19 protein-coding genes and 2 tRNA genes are annotated in these 18854 nt (G+C 50.6%); 14 read left to right on the top strand and 7 right to left on the bottom strand.

Annotation, left to right across the window (positions count from 1 at the left end; all coding sequences use genetic code 11):
* Position 1 precedes the first annotated feature (1 nt).
* Complete coding sequence (locus V5T57_RS00490) at positions 2–565, bottom strand: anthranilate synthase component II (protein WP_332889183.1); 564 nt, start codon at positions 563–565, stop codon at positions 2–4.
* 4 nt (positions 566–569) lie between these two features.
* Positions 570–2060 (bottom strand): anthranilate synthase component I, encoded by a 1491-nt coding sequence (gene trpE, locus V5T57_RS00485; protein ID WP_332889182.1) that lies wholly within the window; start codon positions 2058–2060, stop codon positions 570–572.
* Between the two features lie 331 nt (positions 2061–2391).
* On the opposite strand from trpE, the gene V5T57_RS00480 reads away from it, so the two are divergent.
* The 4 genes from V5T57_RS00480 to V5T57_RS00465 all read left to right on the top strand — a co-directional run bounded on the left by V5T57_RS00480 (position 2392) and on the right by V5T57_RS00465 (position 4781).
* Positions 2392–2467 (top strand) — tRNA-Ala (locus V5T57_RS00480).
* Between the two features lie 82 nt (positions 2468–2549).
* Positions 2550–2625 (top strand) — tRNA-Ala (locus V5T57_RS00475).
* 504 nt (positions 2626–3129) lie between these two features.
* On the top strand, positions 3130–3558 hold the full coding sequence (locus V5T57_RS00470) for a pyrimidine dimer DNA glycosylase/endonuclease V (protein WP_332889181.1): 429 nt from the start codon (positions 3130–3132) through the stop codon (positions 3556–3558).
* A 173-nt stretch (positions 3559–3731) separates the two neighbouring features.
* Positions 3732–4781, top strand: a complete 1050-nt coding sequence (locus V5T57_RS00465) for an HD-GYP domain-containing protein (RefSeq protein ID WP_332889180.1) — start codon at positions 3732–3734, stop codon at positions 4779–4781.
* 255 nt (positions 4782–5036) lie between these two features.
* On the opposite strand, the gene V5T57_RS00460 is transcribed toward V5T57_RS00465, so the two are convergent.
* The 5 genes from V5T57_RS00460 to V5T57_RS00440 all read right to left on the bottom strand — a co-directional run bounded on the left by V5T57_RS00460 (position 5037) and on the right by V5T57_RS00440 (position 9824).
* On the bottom strand, positions 5037–7064 hold the full coding sequence (locus tag V5T57_RS00460; RefSeq protein WP_332889179.1) for a putative bifunctional diguanylate cyclase/phosphodiesterase: 2028 nt from the start codon (positions 7062–7064) through the stop codon (positions 5037–5039).
* 357 nt (positions 7065–7421) lie between these two features.
* Positions 7422–7835 carry a ParB-like helix-turn-helix domain-containing protein gene (locus tag V5T57_RS00455; protein WP_332889178.1) on the bottom strand — a complete coding sequence of 138 codons (414 nt, stop codon included), beginning with the start codon at positions 7833–7835 and terminating at the stop codon, positions 7422–7424.
* Positions 7832–9175: a recombinase family protein gene (locus V5T57_RS00450; RefSeq protein WP_332889177.1), complete on the bottom strand. Its 1344-nt coding sequence runs from the start codon at positions 9173–9175 to the stop codon at positions 7832–7834. The genes V5T57_RS00455 and V5T57_RS00450 overlap by 4 nt, the downstream gene beginning before the upstream one ends.
* A complete protein-coding gene (locus V5T57_RS00445; RefSeq protein ID WP_332889176.1) occupies positions 9172–9627 on the bottom strand; it encodes a DUF2924 domain-containing protein in 456 nt (151 codons plus the stop codon). The genes V5T57_RS00450 and V5T57_RS00445 overlap by 4 nt, the downstream gene beginning before the upstream one ends.
* A complete protein-coding gene (locus V5T57_RS00440) occupies positions 9624–9824 on the bottom strand; it encodes a hypothetical protein (protein WP_332889175.1) in 201 nt (66 codons plus the stop codon). Before V5T57_RS00440 ends, V5T57_RS00445 begins: the two co-directional genes overlap by 4 nt.
* Positions 9825–10004: 180 nt before the next feature.
* On the opposite strand from V5T57_RS00440, the gene V5T57_RS00435 reads away from it, so the two are divergent.
* From V5T57_RS00435 to V5T57_RS00390, 10 genes are all read left to right on the top strand, one after another.
* Positions 10005–10391, top strand: a complete 387-nt coding sequence (locus V5T57_RS00435) for a helix-turn-helix domain-containing protein (RefSeq protein ID WP_332889174.1) — start codon at positions 10005–10007, stop codon at positions 10389–10391.
* Positions 10392–10399: 8 nt separating this feature from the next.
* A complete protein-coding gene (locus tag V5T57_RS00430) occupies positions 10400–11047 on the top strand; it encodes an ImmA/IrrE family metallo-endopeptidase (RefSeq protein ID WP_332889173.1) in 648 nt (215 codons plus the stop codon).
* Between the two features lie 74 nt (positions 11048–11121).
* Positions 11122–12363 carry a hypothetical protein gene (locus V5T57_RS00425; protein ID WP_332889172.1) on the top strand — a complete coding sequence of 414 codons (1242 nt, stop codon included), beginning with the start codon at positions 11122–11124 and terminating at the stop codon, positions 12361–12363.
* Positions 12360–13469, top strand: a complete 1110-nt coding sequence (locus V5T57_RS00420; RefSeq protein ID WP_332889171.1) for a hypothetical protein — start codon at positions 12360–12362, stop codon at positions 13467–13469. The genes V5T57_RS00425 and V5T57_RS00420 overlap by 4 nt, the downstream gene beginning before the upstream one ends.
* 264 nt (positions 13470–13733) lie before the next feature.
* On the top strand, positions 13734–14387 hold the full coding sequence (locus V5T57_RS00415) for a sigma factor (RefSeq protein WP_332889170.1): 654 nt from the start codon (positions 13734–13736) through the stop codon (positions 14385–14387).
* Entirely contained in the window at positions 14371–15171 is an 801-nt protein-coding gene (locus V5T57_RS00410; protein ID WP_332889169.1) for a hypothetical protein, read from the top strand. The genes V5T57_RS00415 and V5T57_RS00410 overlap by 17 nt, the downstream gene beginning before the upstream one ends.
* Positions 15168–16070, top strand: coding sequence for an ATP-binding protein (locus V5T57_RS00405; RefSeq protein WP_332889168.1), 903 nt, complete (start codon positions 15168–15170; stop codon positions 16068–16070). The genes V5T57_RS00410 and V5T57_RS00405 overlap by 4 nt, the downstream gene beginning before the upstream one ends.
* Before the next feature lie 5 nt (positions 16071–16075).
* On the top strand, positions 16076–16720 hold the full coding sequence (locus V5T57_RS00400; protein ID WP_332889167.1) for a hypothetical protein: 645 nt from the start codon (positions 16076–16078) through the stop codon (positions 16718–16720).
* A gap of 11 nt (positions 16721–16731) precedes the next feature.
* Entirely contained in the window at positions 16732–18417 is a 1686-nt protein-coding gene (locus V5T57_RS00395; RefSeq protein WP_332889166.1) for a DEAD/DEAH box helicase, read from the top strand.
* Positions 18417–18854: a DUF6511 domain-containing protein gene (locus V5T57_RS00390; protein ID WP_332889165.1), complete on the top strand. Its 438-nt coding sequence runs from the start codon at positions 18417–18419 to the stop codon at positions 18852–18854. The genes V5T57_RS00395 and V5T57_RS00390 overlap by 1 nt, the downstream gene beginning before the upstream one ends.

The raw sequence follows: 18854 nt of genomic DNA, 5'->3' as shown, positions 1-18854 counted from the left end.
CTTACATCTCCAAGAAGTTTTTCAGTAGCTCATGTCCCTGATGGGTCAAGATGGATTCTGGATGGAACTGCACCCCCTCCAGGGGTAGGGTTTTATGTCTCAACCCCATGATCAACCCATCTTCTGTTTCGGCGCTAATTTCTAAACAGTCGGGGAGGGAGGCCCGCTCTACGATCAGGGAGTGATAACGGGTGGTGGTTAGTGGATTAGACAATCCTCTAAAGACTCCCTGATTATCATGGGTGATGTCTGATGTTTTGCCATGCATGACATAAGGTGCGCGGATGACCTTACCACCAAAAGCCTGCCCCATGGATTGATGCCCCAGGCAGATGCCCAAAATGGGTAATCGATCGGCAAAATGGAGTATGGTTTCTATGCTCACCCCTGCTTGGCTCGGGGTGCAAGGCCCAGGTGAAATACAGATACGAGAGGGGTTTAGTTTTTCGATCTCCGAAACCGTAATCTGGTCATTACGGTGTACTTCAACTTGGGCACCCAGCTCGCCAAAATATTGCACCACATTAAAGGTGAAGGAGTCATAGTTATCGATCATCAACAGCATGGTATTACTCCAGACCCCGTTGGACTTTTTCAACCGCACGGAACATGGCACGGCCCTTATTCATGGTCTCTTCATACTCTTTGGTCGGTACAGAGTCTGCAACCACACCAGCACCGGCTTGAATATAGAGGCGTTCATCTTTGATGACCGCGGTACGGATGGCAATAGCCAGATCCATGTAGCCGGTATAACCAAAATACCCAACAGCACCACCGTAGGGCCCGCGGCGGGAGACTTCCAGCTCATCAATAATCTCCATGGCGCGAATTTTGGGGGCGCCACTTAGGGTGCCTGCCGGAAAAGTCGCGGCCACAACGTCGTAGGCGTCAAGCTCTTTGCGTAACTCTCCTTCTACGTTGGAGACGATGTGCATGACGTGGCTGTAGCGCTCAATAATAAACTGTTCTGTAACTTTGACTGTGCCTATTTCTGCAATGCGGCCAATATCGTTACGTCCCAAATCCACCAACATAATATGTTCAGCGCGCTCTTTGGGGTCGGCCAATAGCTCCTCTTCCAGAGCCAGATCCTCTGTCTCATCCTTGCCACGGGGGCGGGTGCCCGCAATGGGGCGTAGAGTCGCAATACCTTTTTCTTGCCGAACCAGAATTTCCGGGCTTGATCCAACCAGTGAGAACTCACCCATATTAAGTAAGAACAGGTAAGGGGAGGGGTTGGTCATGCGCAATGCACGGTAGAGCGCAACAGGGTCTTGTTTAAAAGGGACAGACATGCGCTGGGAAAGCACAACCTGCATGATATCTCCAGCAAAGATATACTCTTTACCTTTACGCACCGCCTCTTCAAAGGCTTCTTGAGTCATCTCCGAGGTGAAATCAGCTTCGGTGATGGGGTTTTCAGTTTTGGTTTCTGCTTGGGGTGGTGTGGGTGCACGAAGAAGGGTAACCAACTCATCAACCCGTTTACAAGCAGCATCATAGCTGGCCCTTGCATCGACACCTTCAGTCAAGTGTACATTAACCACCACTTTGATGTTGTTGTAAAGATTATCAAAAACAAGCAGTTGATCTGTTAGCATAAACAGGGTGTCGGGGGTGCCCAATGTGTCTGGGTTTTCATCGGGAATTTGCTCGTAATAGCGTACCGTGTCATAACCCAGATAACCCACAGCCCCCCCAAAACAGGGCAGGTCATCGGTCGGTACTGGTTGATGGGTGTTCATTAGATCCCGTAGAGCAAAGGTTGGGTTGTCACTTTGACTTTCGGTAATCTCACCGGTACGTAAATTGTGCAGTTTAATCTGCTTACCCCGTGCCTCAAACAGTGCCTTAGGTTGAACGCCAATTAGGCAGTAGCGCCCCCATTTTTCACCACCCTGGACGGATTCCAGCAAAAAGCTGTATTTGCTCTGGGCGGCAATTTTCATATAGGCCGTTACAGGGGTATCCAGATCCGCCATAATTTCACGATAAATGGGGATTAGGTTTCCTTTGGCTGTAAGTGCCTGGAAATCTTCAAACGAGGGTTGAATCAATCTCGATTCTCCATAGCTACTGACCACACTTTATAGGGATGGCAGCACTTAACAATACAAATAATCTAAAGAGGATAAGCTAACAGGTTTGCCGGAAAAATCCAGGGCCTTAACACGGTTCTTGCTGGTGGTGTGTCAGGTCAGCCCTTCATGATCAGGGAATAGGGCCTTCAGTCGATCAATTATAGGGGTGTATAAGGGCTTTAGAATACATTAAAGTATTTTAAATTCAGTTGGATCAGTGAAGTATCAGGAAAAATAATTTTTCCGTCAAAAAAAACGGTTGACCCTGTGGGGGAAACTGTCTAATATTCGATTTCTCGATGCATATGGGGCTATAGCTCAGCTGGGAGAGCGCTTGAATGGCATTCAAGAGGTCGGCGGTTCGATCCCGCCTAGCTCCACCATATCATCAGTACCGAGCCCGTAGCAGTTCGTGACAATAAAAAAGGCCACTCCCTTGAGCGGCCTTTTTGTTTCCTAGAGTAAGGGGCCATAGCTCAGCTGGGAGAGCGCTTGAATGGCATTCAAGAGGTCGGCGGTTCGATCCCGCCTGGCTCCACCAAGATACCTGCGGAGAGGATTCTCCGACGAAAAACCGGCCTCTGAGCCGGTTTTTTTGTGCCCGTAATTTGCTAATGATTCCAAGGGTTAGGGGTATACCCCGCTGGGTAGCTCACTCTCTGGCCCGAGGTCGGCCCCTCTCAATTTCTGCCGAATCTCTCTCAAATTGCCGTTTCTCTCAAAAACGTGAGGTCGGCGACCACCCCGACCTCGCACCCCGACCTCTCTCTGATTTCCTCACTGAAACATAGTTTTACAGAAAATGCTGATATTTCAGGGTTTGAAGTTTCTTTTGTACAGCCAAAAGCTGGTAGGAATGAAAGGCGACCTCGTGAAAACCCTCCCAAAACAGAGAGTTCTGAAACTTTCAGAAAAAGATCTGAGAGGTCGGGGTAGGCCCCCGACCTCTCAGCATATCAGCGGTAACTTCTTATTTTGAGGTTGCGTAGCCATAAAGACCTGTAAGATCAAGCAGCATCCATTTTTCTCGAAAGAGGGTTTCTCCATGCGCATTTGGACCATTCACCCGAAATATTTGGATGCCAAGGGGCTGGTTGCTCTTTGGCGTGAAACTCTCTTGGCTCAGAAAGTCTTGCGAGGGCTAACCAAGGGATATACTAACCATCCACAACTCCAGCGGTTCAAAGAGCTATCAGACCCTGTGGGTGCAGTGGCTGATTATCTGCGTATTGTTCAGCAGGAAGCCGTCAACCGAGGTTACAACTTTGATGCTGGTCGTATTGTGCAGGAGAGTTGGGGCGGCATGATCCAGGAAACAGAAGGACAAGTACTCTACGAGTGGCAGCACTTCCTGCGCAAAACACAAACACGTACACCAGATCATTACGAAGCCATCAAGGAGGTCCCCATGCCAGAGTTGCATCCCATGTTTGAGCTTATTGATGGCGAAATTCGTGACTGGGAGCGTGTTTGACGGACGCCAAATCGTATGACTGGCGCAGACTTTATTATCCTCCTTCTTCTTGTATAATAAAAACAACACAACTTTGCAGTTGACCAGAAGTTTGGCACAGACTAATTTAGTTTATTAATCAGTAAATAATCAATCTGTTACATGGGTTACACCGAAATGAATGGGGGGCCGTTTTGGCACAGCAAAAATCCGCTGAGGCGTTACTTCTAGAACAGATCAATGCCCTGGGGCATGAGGCAGATGAAGAGGCTTTGGCGGCCAAACTTCCGACACCAAATATGACCAAGCGTTGGAACCACATGCGTGAAGCTGTGGCATTGGTCGGACAAGCAAAAAGCACCGTTTCCAAAGCGATTCAACGTATTCGTCAAGGGGATGGGGTGGATATCCTCAGTATGCGCTCTGCTGTTAAAGGCATGGTAAGCTCTATTGTTGAAGATGAGTTTAGCCTTTTAAGCCTTGCCACCCTAACCCGCAAACATGACCGCATTTTCAGCCACTCCATCAATGTAGCAGTCTACCTGATGGCACTTTACAAACGGCAAGGCAAGAGCGAACAGGAGATTCAGGACATTGGTGCCATCGGTATGTTACACGATATCGGTTTTGCCAAACTTCCCGAAGAGATCGCCCGCCTTGGGCAACCCAGCTCAAAACGCGATGCCCTTATTCGCCGCTCCCATGTTGAGCTATCGGTAACCATTATGCAGCGTCATGGCCAGTTAAAGCCTGAACTGGCCGATGTGGTTGCCCAACATCATGAGCACCTTGATGGCAGCGGTTATCCTAAAGGCATTAAGGCCAACCAACTAAGTTGGGAAGGACGCGCCTCTGCCATTGTGGATGCTTTTGACCACTACAATGCAACCCATCAAAAAGAGACCCTTCGGGATCCTAAAGCAGGCTTAAGACACCTATTGGCACTTAGTGAAAAGAAGTATGATCGAGGCATTGTAGAGGAATTTATACGCTGCATTGGGGTCTACCCGGTTGGTACCGTACTACAGTTGGCCAGCGGTGCCGTAGCAGTTGTGGCGTTGACTAATCGAGATGCCCTACTTTTTCCCGTAATACGCGTTGTCAGTGATCGCGGTCAGGCACCCCGTGCTTCAGAACAGTTGATTAACCTTGCTGAGTTCCAAGACCATAAAAACTACAAGGTGGTTAAAGAGCTTCCGGCCACAGCCCTGGCCAATACGCCAGAGAGTTACTTAAACCTTTGATGGACCACCCCTTTGCAGGGGGCTGATATTACCCACAGTTGAAAACTGAGGAAATTACCAACTTGTCTTCTGAGGTAATGAAATGGTCCACCAACTCCCCAATGGTCTTGAATTAATGGGGAGTTTTGTGTCTGACGGTGGTTATCTCAATTGTCAAAGAGCTCAATTTTCCGTCCAAGCTGCATCACACAGTGAGAAGAAAATAGCTGTAATTTCAATGTGGAAGACATTCTTTTGGAGCTACAGGTGTCGAGATCAACTCCTGAGCCGTCGTTTAATATCCTCTACTGCTGTTGGGAAATCTTTGGCAGGAAGGGGTTTTGCGTAGAAATAGCCTTGTTGCTCTTCACAGGCATACTGCTCCAGGAACTTTTGCTGCTCCGAGTCTTCAACTCCCTCAACAACGACCCCCATATTTAGACTTCTCGCCATTGCTATAATGGCACTGGTCAATGCCGCGTGTTGGGAGTTATGCGTGACATCCTGAACAAATGCCCGATCAATCTTCAGATGGTCTACAGGGAAGTTCATCAGATGACTTAGGGAGGAGTAGCCCGTACCAAAATCATCAAGAGAGATCATCACGCCAAGCCGTTTAATGCGCTGCAACAGTTCGATAACTCGTTCCAACTCCTCTGCCATCAAGCTTTCCGTCACTTCAACTTCAAGATATTGGGCAGCCAAACCGGTTTTCTGTAGCGTTTGTTCGATCACGTCCGGTAGATCATTTGATTTGAATTGGCGCAAAGAGAGATTAACAGAGACCCTTAACCCCTTCAAACCCATCTTATGCCAAGCGTAACATTGACGACATGCTTCACCTAGCACCCAAGTACCAACAGGAATAATAAGATCTGACTCCTCTAACAGCTTCACGAACTGGTCGGGAAACATTAACTCATGCTCTCCACGACGCCAACGAATCAGAGCCTCGCAACCAATGACACGCTTGTTCATTGGGCTGATTCGTGGTTGATAATGCAGTTCAAACTCATTAGCCTGCAGTGCTTTTCGCAACCCCATTTCAAGTTCTATACGCTCACGTGAACTGGCATTGAGCGCATCTGTATAAAATACATAACAGTTGCGTCCTTCCTTGGTTGCTTTCAAAGCAGCTGCCCCAGACGACTCCAACAGGGTCTCAGCTTTTTGAGCATCGGAAGGAAAGAGGGCGATACCGATGCTGGGCGTCATCACGAACTCTTTTTCATTCATAAGGAGCGGTTCCTGGAAATCTTCCAATAGACGATTTGCCCGATTCGCAACCTCCTTGGAGTCTGTAATGCCTTCCATCAGTTGCAGAAAAAGATCTCCTTCCAACCGACCCAGTATGTCACCATTACGCATGCTCTTAACCATGCGCACTGCGGACTTTTTGATGATTTGATCACCGACTTCATGCCCCATGGTTTCATTAATTGGACGAAAACGGGCGAGATTGATCTGCAAGACCGCTAAGGCTTTATCTGTTCTTCGTGATCGGTGCAAAGCCTGCTCTACGAGCTCTAGCATATGCGAACGGTTAGAAAGGCCTGTCAATTTGTCATGCCTGACTTGAAAGAGCATACGCTCTTCCTGAAGTTGATTTTCGGTCTCTTGGTGCTGGTGAATCAACCGATCGGCTCTTTTGATCAAGAAAAGCAGAAAAAGATAAAAGGCCGCCAGCGAAAAGATAACCCCTCCTGTAATCACATACCCTGTACGATTGATTTCATTGTGTAGGTGGGTCACATCGGAATAAACCTCAAAAACCCCCTCCACCTGATCTTCAGGACTTCTCTGAATGGGAGCGTATGTGTATACGTAGTGCCGATTAGTCACCGTACCTTCAATTGTATCCATTTCATTTTTGAAAGAAACATCACTCAGAGGGACCCCGGATAACGCGGATTGAAACCCCGCATTATCCCACCGATTGTCCCCTATCTGTTCTTGTAACGTGGAGTAAACAGTAACCCCTTGCAGATCGTATATTTTAATCTTCAATACACGCAAACCACGTAAGCGCTGTTGAATGGAATGGTTCAAATCTTTGAAGTTGGGGTGAAGCAACAGATCTTTACGGGGAATGGACGACGCCGAACTCAGAAATTTAGCGTATTCTGGCCATAAGTCCTGTGAGAGATTATTGGTCAACTCACTATTGTTTCGGGTCTCTTGGCTGATCAGAGAGTCCATCGTGATCTGCCTGTAAAACACTACCAACAATATCAATATGATGATGACACTTATAATGGTTCGAATTGAAAAATCTCGCGTAAGATTTAAACGGTTCTTAGGCATGGTTTGTTTCCCTGGAGATTTTCTTTCGCGGCAAAGGCCACTGAACTCTACCTAGACAAAGCAGATGATATAGCAACGGCTTTCAGAAACTTTACAGTAACCGTTCGCAGTGCCGACTCAACGAATTCCAGCAGGTTCCGCTTTTGCTGTCGGCAGGTGGCAATCACAGTCATGATCCGTTAAGCAAACCTTGCGGGGTTCCAAAATATAGGCAACCAACCCCCATCATACTGTAAAAGAGGAGATTACGCTTTTCAACGAGTGGTGGAAATAGAAATCACACTGCTTCACGGCAATAGGGCTTAATGATTCCGTCCAGGGGGGCGTAACATTGGGTTAAGCGGGTAGGAATGGGATTCAAAGGTGGCTTGTGAACCCCCACTTCTCCCGCTGCTCTGACCAGAGTAGTGGGATGCTTTCCCGCAGACTCTCCAAGCTGAATGTCTCTGGTACACGCCCATCCAGGATCGCTTCGATAATATCTGGGGCCAGGATGGTAAGGCGTAGGACCCGTGCCATCATAGAGCGTTCTACGCCCTCACGTTCAGCAAGGTGGGCAATGGTCATAGTTTCGTTCTTATCCAGCATCTTCTGCCATTTCTGGGCCTTTGTCAGGGCGTTGACCATGGGGTCCTCGGAGGGATTGCTCATCTCCTGGCGAGCTTGCTCATGCTCTGGCAGGATTACCATGCGTTTGCCGCCCTGACGATGAAAGCGCATGGGGATTTTAAAAATGATGGTTTTGCGGTCTTGGCTCAGCTTAACCTTCATTGAATGGCCTCCTCTATTTGGGGTGTTGGGGATAGTTCCGCTACCAAACTGGTAATCCCGTCGACACGGACCCTTACCTCCATGGATGTAGTGGTAAGAATGACATTTTCCACCAACAGGCTGAGCAGGCGGTTCTGCTCGATGGGGAAAAGCTCATCCCAGATGGGGTTGATCTTTTTCAACGCCATGGTGACATCTTGTTCTTGGATGTCAGGATCTGTGTGCGCAGCCTGTCGCCAGACTCGGGTGATAATCTCCGGTGTTTGAATGATCTGGCGAACCCTCTTGAATACCCCCTCATCAACCTGGGGGGCGGAGACAGAAGCCAAAGGGCAATCGGCATGGCTATTTTTGGAAGCGGTCATGCAGAGGTAGTAGCGGTACTGAATGCCGTTCTTGCGGGTGTGGGTAGGCCGCATGGCGCGGTTGCAATGACCACAACGAATGATGCCCTTGAGCGGGGCCGGGCTCTGGTTGCGACTGCTGTTGCTGCGAGAGCGCTTATTCTTTTTCAGAATACTCTGCACCTTGTCCCACAGATCTTGTTCAATAATGGGGGCATGTTCACCGGGGTAGATCTCCCCTCGGAAGGCCACCTCTCCCAGGTAGACTCGGTTGTTGAGAATCTTGTAGAGGGTGCCTTTATCAATGGGCTTTCCCCCTTTAATCCGACCATCAGCGAGTTGACGTGTTTTTGAGGTGATGCCCTGCTCGGTCAATTCTTTGATCAACAGAGTGGCAGAGCCTACCTGGATGAATCGATTAAAAATATGGTGAATATGTTGGGCTTCTTGCGAATTGATGACAAGTTTGCGATCCTTAACATCATAGCCCAATGGGGGGTGTCCCCCCATCCAGATACCCCGTTTGCGGGAGGCTGCGTATTTATCCCGGATCCGCTCCGCTGTAACCTCTCGCTCGTACTGGGCGAAGGAGAGCAGCATGTTGAGGGTCAATCGCCCCATGGAGTTGGCGGTATTGAAGGATTGGGTGACGCTGGTAAAGGTGACCTCGTGGCGGTCGAAAATCTCCACCAGTTTGGCAAAGTCCATCAAAGAACGGGAGAGACGATCAATCTTATAGCAGACGATGCAATCAACCTTACCTGACTCAATGTCCTGAAGCAGGCGTTGTAGCGCAGGCCGATCTAGATTTCCCCCTGAATAGGCGGGGTCATCATAGTGGTCCGGTACCAGCACCCATCCCTCCTGACGTTGGGAAGCGACAAAATTGGCGCAAGACTCACGCTGGGCATCCAAGCTATTGAAATCCTGTTCTAAACCATCTTCTGTGGACTTGCGTGTGTAGATGGCGCATCGGATTTTAGGGGTGGCGCTCATTTCTTTTTCTCACTCTTTTTGAGCCCAAAAAAAGCGTTCCCAGACCAGTGGGTTCCCGTGATCGCCTTGGCAATACCAGAGAGACTACGGTATCTCTGACCAAGGAGTTCAAATCCATCCTCTAGAACAGTGACAACGTACTCGTTGCCCTTCCACTCCCTCACCAGTTTGGTGCCTGGACTCAAGCCGTTGTTTTGTCGTTTGAGCTGGGCGGGTGCCTTGTTTTGGGGCTTTTTGCCGCTTGCCAACGCATTCAGCCGCTTCTCTGTGGCCTTGTTGATACCACCGAATGCCAACTCCTGGATTCGATAGGCCAGCTTGCGCACCAGATAATGTTTGCCATGATGCGGTGGTTCCTGATCAAACAGGTCTCTCCACATCGCTTTGAGGTCGGCCACGGTCATCTCTGGCAGGGCTGTTATCTGTCTCAATACGCTTTCATTTTCGGTCATGTGTCGTCTCCTTTTTGTAGAACTTTCTCAGACACATGAACGCTCTGTTTGGCCTTCTTATCCAGGCTATTATGCTCTCTTGGTAGAGATTTTTCGACCCGCTTTTGGCGATAGCGAATGAACCCCGCAGCCAGAATCTGTGCGGCCTCATCCAGTCGCTCTTGGGCTGTCATCAATTCTGGATCTAAGGCATTCATAACTCATCCTATCGCCAATATTGAGGTCGGAACCGCCACGGCCCCTTTCTCATATATACTCCGCAAAATCGGGAATCGTCTCATGCCTGGGCAATTGTCACTTTATGATTGACAGGGAATAGTGGCGATGTTTACCATTAACTAAACGAAAGCACATTGAAGTGCATTGGGAGAAGTTACATGCCAGGTAACCCGCAGTTCGGAATGTTCATCAGGAGCATGCGAGAGGAGAAGAAGAAGCGAGATCCCGCTTACTCTCTACGCAAATTTGCTGAAGCCGTTGGAATCAGCGCCACCTTCATGAGCAAAGTCGAAAATGGCGAGTTTGATCCACCGGCTCAGGACAAGATCAAAAGGATGGCGGAGTTGCTGGAGGTGAATTCGGATGAGCTTCTGGCTATGGCTGGAAAGGTGGATCCTGACCTGTCCGGTATCATCCGTGATCAGCCGAGGGCGATGGCCGATTTTTTAAGAACTGCACGAGATCTGAATCTTGGCCGAAAAGATATAGAGGCGTTAACTGAGAAGCTTCGCACTGAGCGAGGTTTGGATCCCAGCGAGGAGTAGGGGGGAAGATGAGAGTTCCCTATCTTCATAAAGCAGATATTGAGGCGGCCGCCAATGAGCTGCTCATGAGCTACCATTACAAGTTTGGAATGGAAGAGGCTCCGCCTGTCCCTGTTGAAGAGATTCTGGAATCCCTATTGGGCCTGGCCCTTGAGTTTGATGATCTTGATGCGCTACTGGATAAAGAGGGTGTGCTGGGCGCAACTTGGGTGGATGAGCGCCGTGTGGTGATCAATGAGAGATTGGATCCTACGGAGGATCCTTCAGTTGAAGGGCGCTACCGGTTCACGGTGGCCCATGAGTTAGGTCACTGGGAATTGCACCGCCATCTGAATTTTGATGATGATGGGCAGGCGATATTGTGCCGTTCCAAATCCAAGAGGGATCCCATGGAGTGGCAGGCAGACTGCTTTGCTGGTTATCTCTTGATGCCCAAAGGGGATGTGCTCCGTTCATGGGAAGAGGTGTTTGGCACTCATGACCCTTACGATGCATCAGAAGAGCTCTACAATATGCAGAGTCGTTTTGATGGGGAAGATGAGTCAGAGCTTGGATTGGTGGTCGACCTGGCCAGGGATCTGGCAGAGGTATTTCAGGTTTCCGGTTTGGCAATGCAGATTCGGCTTGCCGATATGGGGCTTCTGAAGCTTCGGTAGGGCAGGCATATATTTTTGCCTGCAAGGTTTAGTATTTATTAAACAATAAGAGAAACAGAAGAAGGAGAGGTCCAATGGGCACCATAGAGGAAGTGCTTGAGCGGGCGGCTGCGCCTACGGTAGAGTTTTGGGACAACGAGCTGGAGATCGGTCTGCAGCATATTCTTCCCGAACTTGAATCTAAACAGTCCATGGCGGCGTGGGTAGATAAGTTGACGGGTCGCCAGCTTGCTATGCTGTGTCGCTGTACGCACACCATCACCAGAGACACGTTGCCCGCTCGCCGAGAGGCGCTGAAAGCACTGGGTGATGTGTTATCCCCCTACCGTTTGGTAGACCTCTTTGCCTACCGCAAATCAAAGGTCGCCGTTACGGATTATGCCATGGCGACATTGGATCAGCGTACCCTTCGTGACTGCCATATCAACGATACCACGTATGACACCAAATCGCTGCTTTTTGCGCTATTCAGCCACGATTCTCATGGACTGAAGGATGTATTCTTGCTGGATAAGCTGCAGAAAAGTGGCTTTGCCTGTATGCGGTTGTCCGGGCCGACAGATCGTAAACATGATATGTCGTTTGAAGCGTTTATGGAGCCAGAGCGGATCCGTGAGACCCTGGCTGCGTATGACCTCAAGAAGGATGATCAGCGCAGCTGTGACTACAAGGGGATGCTGGTAGAGGATGGCCGCCCCATGCTGTTCATCCGCCGAGCTGAAAAGCCCAGCAAGATTGTGCAAAAGGTGGGGATTGTCCACGGCTTTCATCCAGAATGGATTATCCTCGATTTTGAGGCCAATGCCCGTGGGATAAGGATCTCATCCTCCAGCCCTGCTGTACCCCTGGAGATAGCCAACCAGGTCGCAAGCGCCTATTTCAGGCAGAGTTGCAGATATGAGAACTTGAAGCTGGGTGATGACGAGAGCCAGATCAAACGCTTTTTTGAGCAGTTGGTAAGGGGAACCCCTTATGGGCTATCACTGGTTGAGCTTCAGCTATATGCCTCTCCATTTAAAGGGGAAGGAAAGCTACGCCTACGGGATGAAAAATCCATTAGCCGCCCCGTGGCACATCTTCAGCAGGTATTTGGCAACATCTTTACTCCCTTTGATAATATCGACTACATCCAGGTGCTCTACCAAGGTAAACGGGTGAGGATGCAGTTTGATTCAATTTTGGGGTGTGATGACATGTTTACTGTGCGCTATTCAGATCAGCCCCTCTCTATTCGTGAACGCGTCGCTTTTGAAAAGCTCCTCTCTTCACGTTTTGGCTTTCACATGCTCTCAATAGAGAAGAAGCATAGATCATGAAGATGTTGATGCTTGAAAGCGGCTGGAGTGTAGACCGCCCATCGGAAGAGCTTTTCTCAGAGGTGAAAAAGCTGGAAGAGATGGGTGTCATCACATCAGATCTTTATACCTACGTCCTCTGTTCCAATCCTGAGGATCGGGACTATCCCCCGCCCAATCACCTATGCAGTGGAAGAGTCCGCTTGGTAGATGGCCTGGATGAAGGGGCGGATGATTTCCGGTGTCCAGAGTGCAATCATCCTGTCTATCCCGAGTATGATGAAAAGCAGACCTTCCAAGAGTTGCGCTATCGGGTGGATCAGAAGGGAGCGCTCTCTTTTCTGCAAGAAGAGATCGAAGCCATCGGTCCCACCAGAGCCCTGTCGGAGGGGGTGTACCGATGTGACTATGCAGATGGCGAGGTGATCGTCTGCGTGGTAGAGGTGTGTGAGCACCCTAAGTACCTGTCACGGGACTATGTGGCTTCGACGCCGACGGTGGTGGTCGCTCTGAGTGACCGAAATGCTGAGCTTCGGCTTTTAGAAGAACCATGGCTTATCAAGACGTCACTCTCCCAGTTGATTCGAGGGGAACAAGACCTGGCCTCATTAATGGGCGATGCACTGCATGCGCAGCCACCTGTGTTGGCGCATACCTCGGTGCCTATCTACAACAAGGTAATTACACCGCTTTATCATCATCAAACCGCGGAGGTCGACACAGAGATCTTGTACCAAGTCGAATCCAGACCTGATGAAATCTGGGTCAATGGTCAGATGGTGGTGGGTCCCAAAGCACCAGCGCAGATTAGGGTTTTTGAAATCCTATGGAAGCAGTTCCTCAAAGGGATGCTAGAGGGAAAACTGGTTGATGATTTCAAAATCATGACCCTGGAGAAAATCACAGATGCTGTGCAGCTCAAAGTTCCGGATGAAGTGGTAGATGCCATTATTGTCAGACGATCAATCAACCGCCTTCGTAAGATGATGATGGATGCTGTGAAAAAGCAACAGGGCCTCCCAATCCAGCAAGATAGCATTATTGAGAACATAAAAACGGTACGGGGGGCTCAAGGGTACAGGATCAACCCGCTATTGGTTTTACCCAGGGCATCACAGGCTTCTTGATCGTTTTCATCGTCAGCAGCAGCACCCCCAGAACCTCGGCCATTTGGTCGGGGTTTTTTAATGCCATGGCCAGAGGTCCTAATATCCGTGTTTTTTGGCTAACTGACTCGCAATTTTTTCAACTGACTCGTGGCGCTCTGTAAGTGTTTGAAAAGTAGAGGTCGAAAATCCTCAACTGTCTCACCAAAATTTCAAGTGACCTCAAAAAACAGTCTCCAACACGGGATAATTGTCTCCAACAACAACGCAGAAACGGAGGCAACAATGTTTTCCAATAACAGCTACAACGGCCTGGATCCGCATGCGATCAAGCTGATCCGATACAAGGCCAATCAACTGGCGGAGATGCCCTGCTTCAGGGCTTGGGATGCGGAGGATGTGGAGCAGGAGCTGGCCATAGCATCCCATCAGAGTGAACAGCGTTTTGATGCCGACCTCAGTGCCAAAAAGACCTTCCTCAGCCGAGTGATTCAAAACCGCTGCGCAACCATGGTGAGCAAGGCATCTGCTCCCCACCGATTCCCAGGTGATGCCCCCCTTTCATGGGAGACCCTGACCGATCTGGATCGTGAAGGGGCTATCGATTATGTAGGGGGTATTGAAGACGTTGAAGCGGTAGAGCTCCAACTCGACTTCCGCCATCACTATCAGCATCTGTCCGATGTTCAGAAGCGTCTGTGCAATCTGCTTCCCTATCATGGCCCCCGTACGCTTTCAAAAAAGATGGGGTGCAGTAAACCCACGCTATATCGGCATATTGCCGGTCTGAGGCGCTCGTTTTGTCAGTTCGGTTTTCAAAAAAAAGCACGGCCTCGTGAGACGATTTCAAGAAGAGCTGAGTATATATCAGATGAGGGTGTGCATCACAAAAACAGCGTTAGAAAAACCGGAGAACAGGGCCATGGAAGCGGAAATTGATCTATGGCGTGCGGTGTTGGCGCAGGCCGTCAGTGATTCTAACAAGCTTCTGGAAAAAGGGAAAAAGAGGCCAAAGCTTTGGAACGATCACCTGTTCCGCATGGATGTAAGGCATCTGCGGCGGTGGTTTTTGAGCAGCACTCGAGAGCCTGGCAGTTTTCGATTCGTATGTGAGGTTTTGGACATTAATCACGAACAGGCTCTAGCCCGAATCCAGGAGCAGTTTTTACGGCACATGGTGCTTCCACGGTGGAAGCCCGAGCCCAAAGAGGAAGAGAAGGAGAAAGAAGTCATGAAAACAGAGATGAATCCCACATTGAGTGAGCTTCGCAGTATGCCCATGGGTGAACTGGCAGAGCTCTCTTCGGAACAGCTGGCCAGTCTGCAACATCAGGCGGCAAAGGCTGTGGAGTCGGCCAAGCTGACCAAGGAGTTTCTGGAAGGCGTTCTATCACGTCGTTATGCAGACAAGGCTGCGCTACTGCGCAAAGAGGCGGGTAAAGATTTTGGTTCAGTACGTTTCAAAGATGGGGATGTGCAGGTGGTCGCCGATCTTCCGAAACGCCCCGCTTGGGACCAAAAGCGCCTATCCGACCTGTTCGATCGCATCCGTAAGGCGGGGGAAGATCCCAACGAGTACCTGGATGTTGCCTACAAAGTGCCGGAATCCAAGTTTAAAGCGTGGCCATCCCAAATCCGTTCAGCTTTTGAAGGGGCACGTACCGTAAAGCCGGGCAAGCCCTCTTTCAAACTGGTTATTGCTGAGCAGGAGAAAATGGCATGAGTGGATTTCCTATTGTATCAGCGGATCAGCGTATGGCGGAACAGCGCGGTATCAAAGGGGCGGTTTTTGGTCCCAGCGGTATCGGGAAAACCTCACTGCTCTGGTCCATGGATCCTGCCGTCACCCTCTTTTTTGACTTGGAAGCGGGTGATCTGGCGGTAGAGGGGTGGCCAGGGGACACCATTCGCCCCCGCACCTGGGAGGAGTGCCGTGACTTTGCCGTTTTTATCGGTGGTCCAAATCCCGCCCTTCGGGATGATCAAGCGTTCAGTCAGGCCCATTACGATGCAGTGGTGCAGAAGTATGGCGATTCTGGGTCGTTGACCAAGTACCAGACCATCTTTGTAGACAGCATTACCGTGGCCGGGCGCCTCTGCTTTCAGTGGTGCAAAGGGCAGCCTCAGGCATTTTCGGAGAAATCGGGTAAGCCGGACCTCCGAGGTGCATATGGTCTGCACGGCCAGGAGATGATCGCTTGGATCACCCATCTCCAGCATACACGTGGGAAGAACGTCTGGTTCGTCGGCATCTTGGATGAGAAGACCGATGACTTCAATCGGCGCTACTACACCCCGCAGATCGAAGGATCCAAAACCGGCCTGGAACTGCCCGGCATCGTTGATCAGGTAATCAGCATGGTGGATGTCAGACCCGAAGAGGGGGATACCTACAGAGCTTTCGTCTGCCAAACCCTCAACCCGTGGAGTTACCCCGCAAAAGACAGAAGCGGCCGACTCGACATGGTCGAGGAACCCCATCTGGGCCGCCTCATGGAAAAGATACATCAACCCGGTAAACCGGCAGCGGAAAGGCTCAGCTTCGAACACCCTGAGAAAGTAACCGAAGCAGCCCCCGCCACCGGTGCCCCCGTCGACATGGCAATGAACACAGGAGCATGACCATCATGGATAACAACTGGAACGATTTCAACAACGCTGAGAGTCAGCAGAGCTTTGACCTGATCCCCAAGGGGACCATTGTGCCGGTGCGCATGACCATAAAACCCGGTGGTTATGATGATCCCAACCGAGGTTGGACTGGTGGGTACGCAGCGATTAACCAGGATAAGGGGTCGGTATTTCTCAAATGTGAGTTTGTGATTACTGAGGGTAAGTATGCCAAACGGAAGGTCTGGAGCAACGTTGGGCTATTCAGCCCTAAAGGGCCAGAGTGGGGCAATATGGGGCGTTCTTTCATCCGTGCCGTTCTCAACTCATCCCGTGGTCTGAAGGATAAGGATAACTCGCCCCAGGCGCAACAGGCCCGCCGTATCAACGGATTGGCTGATCTAGACGGTATTGAGTTTCTGGCCAAGATAGACGTGGAGAAAGATCAACGGGACGATTCCGACAAGAACGTCATCAAATTTGCCATCACACCGGATCACAAAGAGTACCAAGGCTACAGTGGCGGTGGTACCCACGCTCCAGCTGCACCGCCAGCGGGGCAGGGATGGCAACAGCCACCAGCGCAGCCGCAACAACAGTCTGCACCTCAGCAGCAGTCTCAGACCGCAACCCCTCCTCAAACGCCCAGTTGGGCACAGTGAGGGAGTGAATCATGATACTCCGCCCGAGGCAGAAAACATTTGTGGAACGGTCGGTGGCCGCTCTGCAGAAGCACGGTAATACCATTGCTGTGGCCAGCACCGGATTTGGCAAGACGGTGGCGCTTTCAGCAGTCGTTGGCCAAATGCTGAAAAAGAAGGAGGAAAAAGCCTGCATTCTGGCGCATCGTGATGAACTCACCCGCCAGAATGTGATGAAGTTTTCCAAGGTTAATCCAGGGCTATCTTCCTCTGTGGTGGATGCTCGTGGCAAATCGTGGCGCGGGAGCGCCACCTTTGCCATGGTGCCCACACTGGCTAGGGAGAAAAACCTGGATGCCATGCCTCCTCTGGATCTGCTGGTAATAGATGAGGCGCACCATGCAGCGGCCAACAGCTATCGGCGCATTATCGATACGGCTCTGGATCGCAATCCTCAATGCCGGATCTACGGGGTCACAGCTACGCCTGGAAGAGGAGATAAACAGGCCCTTCGTCCCATTTTTTCCAATGTAGCAGACCAGGTGCGACTGGGTGAATTAATCCAAGCGGGTAATCTGGTCAAACCCCGCACCTTTGTGATTGATGTGGGTGCACAGGAGGCTCTCAAAAACGTCCGCAAAACGGTGGATGACTTCGATATGGCAGAGGTAGACAGGGTAATGAATAAGGCCCCGGTCACTGAAGCGGTGGTTGAGCATTGGAAGGAGAAAGCAGGGGCCCGAAAAACGGTGGTGTTCTGCTCTACCGTAGACCATGCCCGCAATGTTACCGACGCCTTTAATGGGTCGAATGTAGAAGCAGTGATGGTTCATGGGGAGCTGTCATCTGCAGAGCGGAAAGCCACCCTGTCTCGTTTTGAGAAGGGCTCAGCCATGGTGGTGGTAAACGTGGGTGTCCTCACAGAAGGGTGGGACTACCAACCCACCTCCTGTGTGGTGCTTCTCAGGCCCAGCTCGTTCAAATCTACTATGATTCAAATGGTGGGCAGAGGGCTGCGTTGTGTTGACCCAAACGAATACCCTGGGGTAATTAAAAACGACTGTGTGGTGTTGGATTTTGGTATCTCATCCCTGCTGCATGGATCTCTCGAGCAGGATGTCAACCTGGATGGTAAAGAGCTCAAAGGGGAAGCCCCCACCAAGCAGTGCCCCCAATGTGAAGCCATTGTCCCCATCGCCGTACAGGAGTGTTCTTTATGCGGCTACATCTGGGAGCCCGTAACCACCCCAGGGGATAATCCTGAAGCCATAACCGACTTCATCATGTCGGAAGTGGACTTGTTGGCTCGATCAAGCTTCCGTTGGGTCGACCTGTTTGGTGATGATGCCGCCATGATGGCGAATGGGTTCAATGGCTGGGGTGGTGTTTTCTACCTCAACGGTTATTGGCATGCGGTGGGTGGGGCCAAAGGAGAGCCAACTCGGTTGCTCTCTATAGGGGAGCGCACCGTATGCCTGGCAGCTGCAGATGATTGGCTCAATGAGCATGAGAGTGACGAATCAGCCCATAAGACCAAATCGTGGCTCAATCAGCCCCCGACGGACAAGCAGCTTCAGTATCTGCCATCTGACATGCAGATGGACATGGGGTTAACCCGTTATCAAGCCTCTGCACTTCTCACCTTTCGATTCAATAAGTCGACCATACGCAACTTGATCTTTCAGGCTGATCGCAACGCGATAGCGGAGGTTGCGTAATGGCCACCCTATGGACCCGTCGAAACAGCACCTGGCACGACCCGGCATGGGGTTGGGTCACCTTGCCACCAGGGCTCAAGACCCAACGTATCGGTCTCGGGGCTCTGCAGCGGAAGGACAAAGCACTGTTTCAACGCCATCTGAAAAATCATCCCCAGCATGTGCTGATCTGGCTGCTTGGCAAGGTCAGGGCGGTGCCGGTGGATCTGTTACTGGAGGTGCGCAACATGGTTGATGCCACCCAACTTGAAAAAGCAGCTATGGCAGCGGCTCTGCCGCTACTGGGTGAATACGTGGCCAGCATTGATATGCAGCGCCCCCTTACAGCATACAGCAAGGAAGAGGTGCTCACCCTGGTGGAGGTGATCGTCACTGCCTACCAGGATTACATGGCCAAAGCCCAGCCCGATACGCTGTTTGACGATATACCGTTCTAA

The organism is Magnetococcus sp. PR-3 (assembly GCF_036689865.1).
Taxonomy (GTDB): Bacteria; Pseudomonadota; Magnetococcia; order Magnetococcales; family Magnetococcaceae; genus Magnetococcus.
The sequence above is the reverse complement of the archived record's forward strand: the minus strand, read 5'-3'. Positions and strand labels throughout refer to the sequence as shown.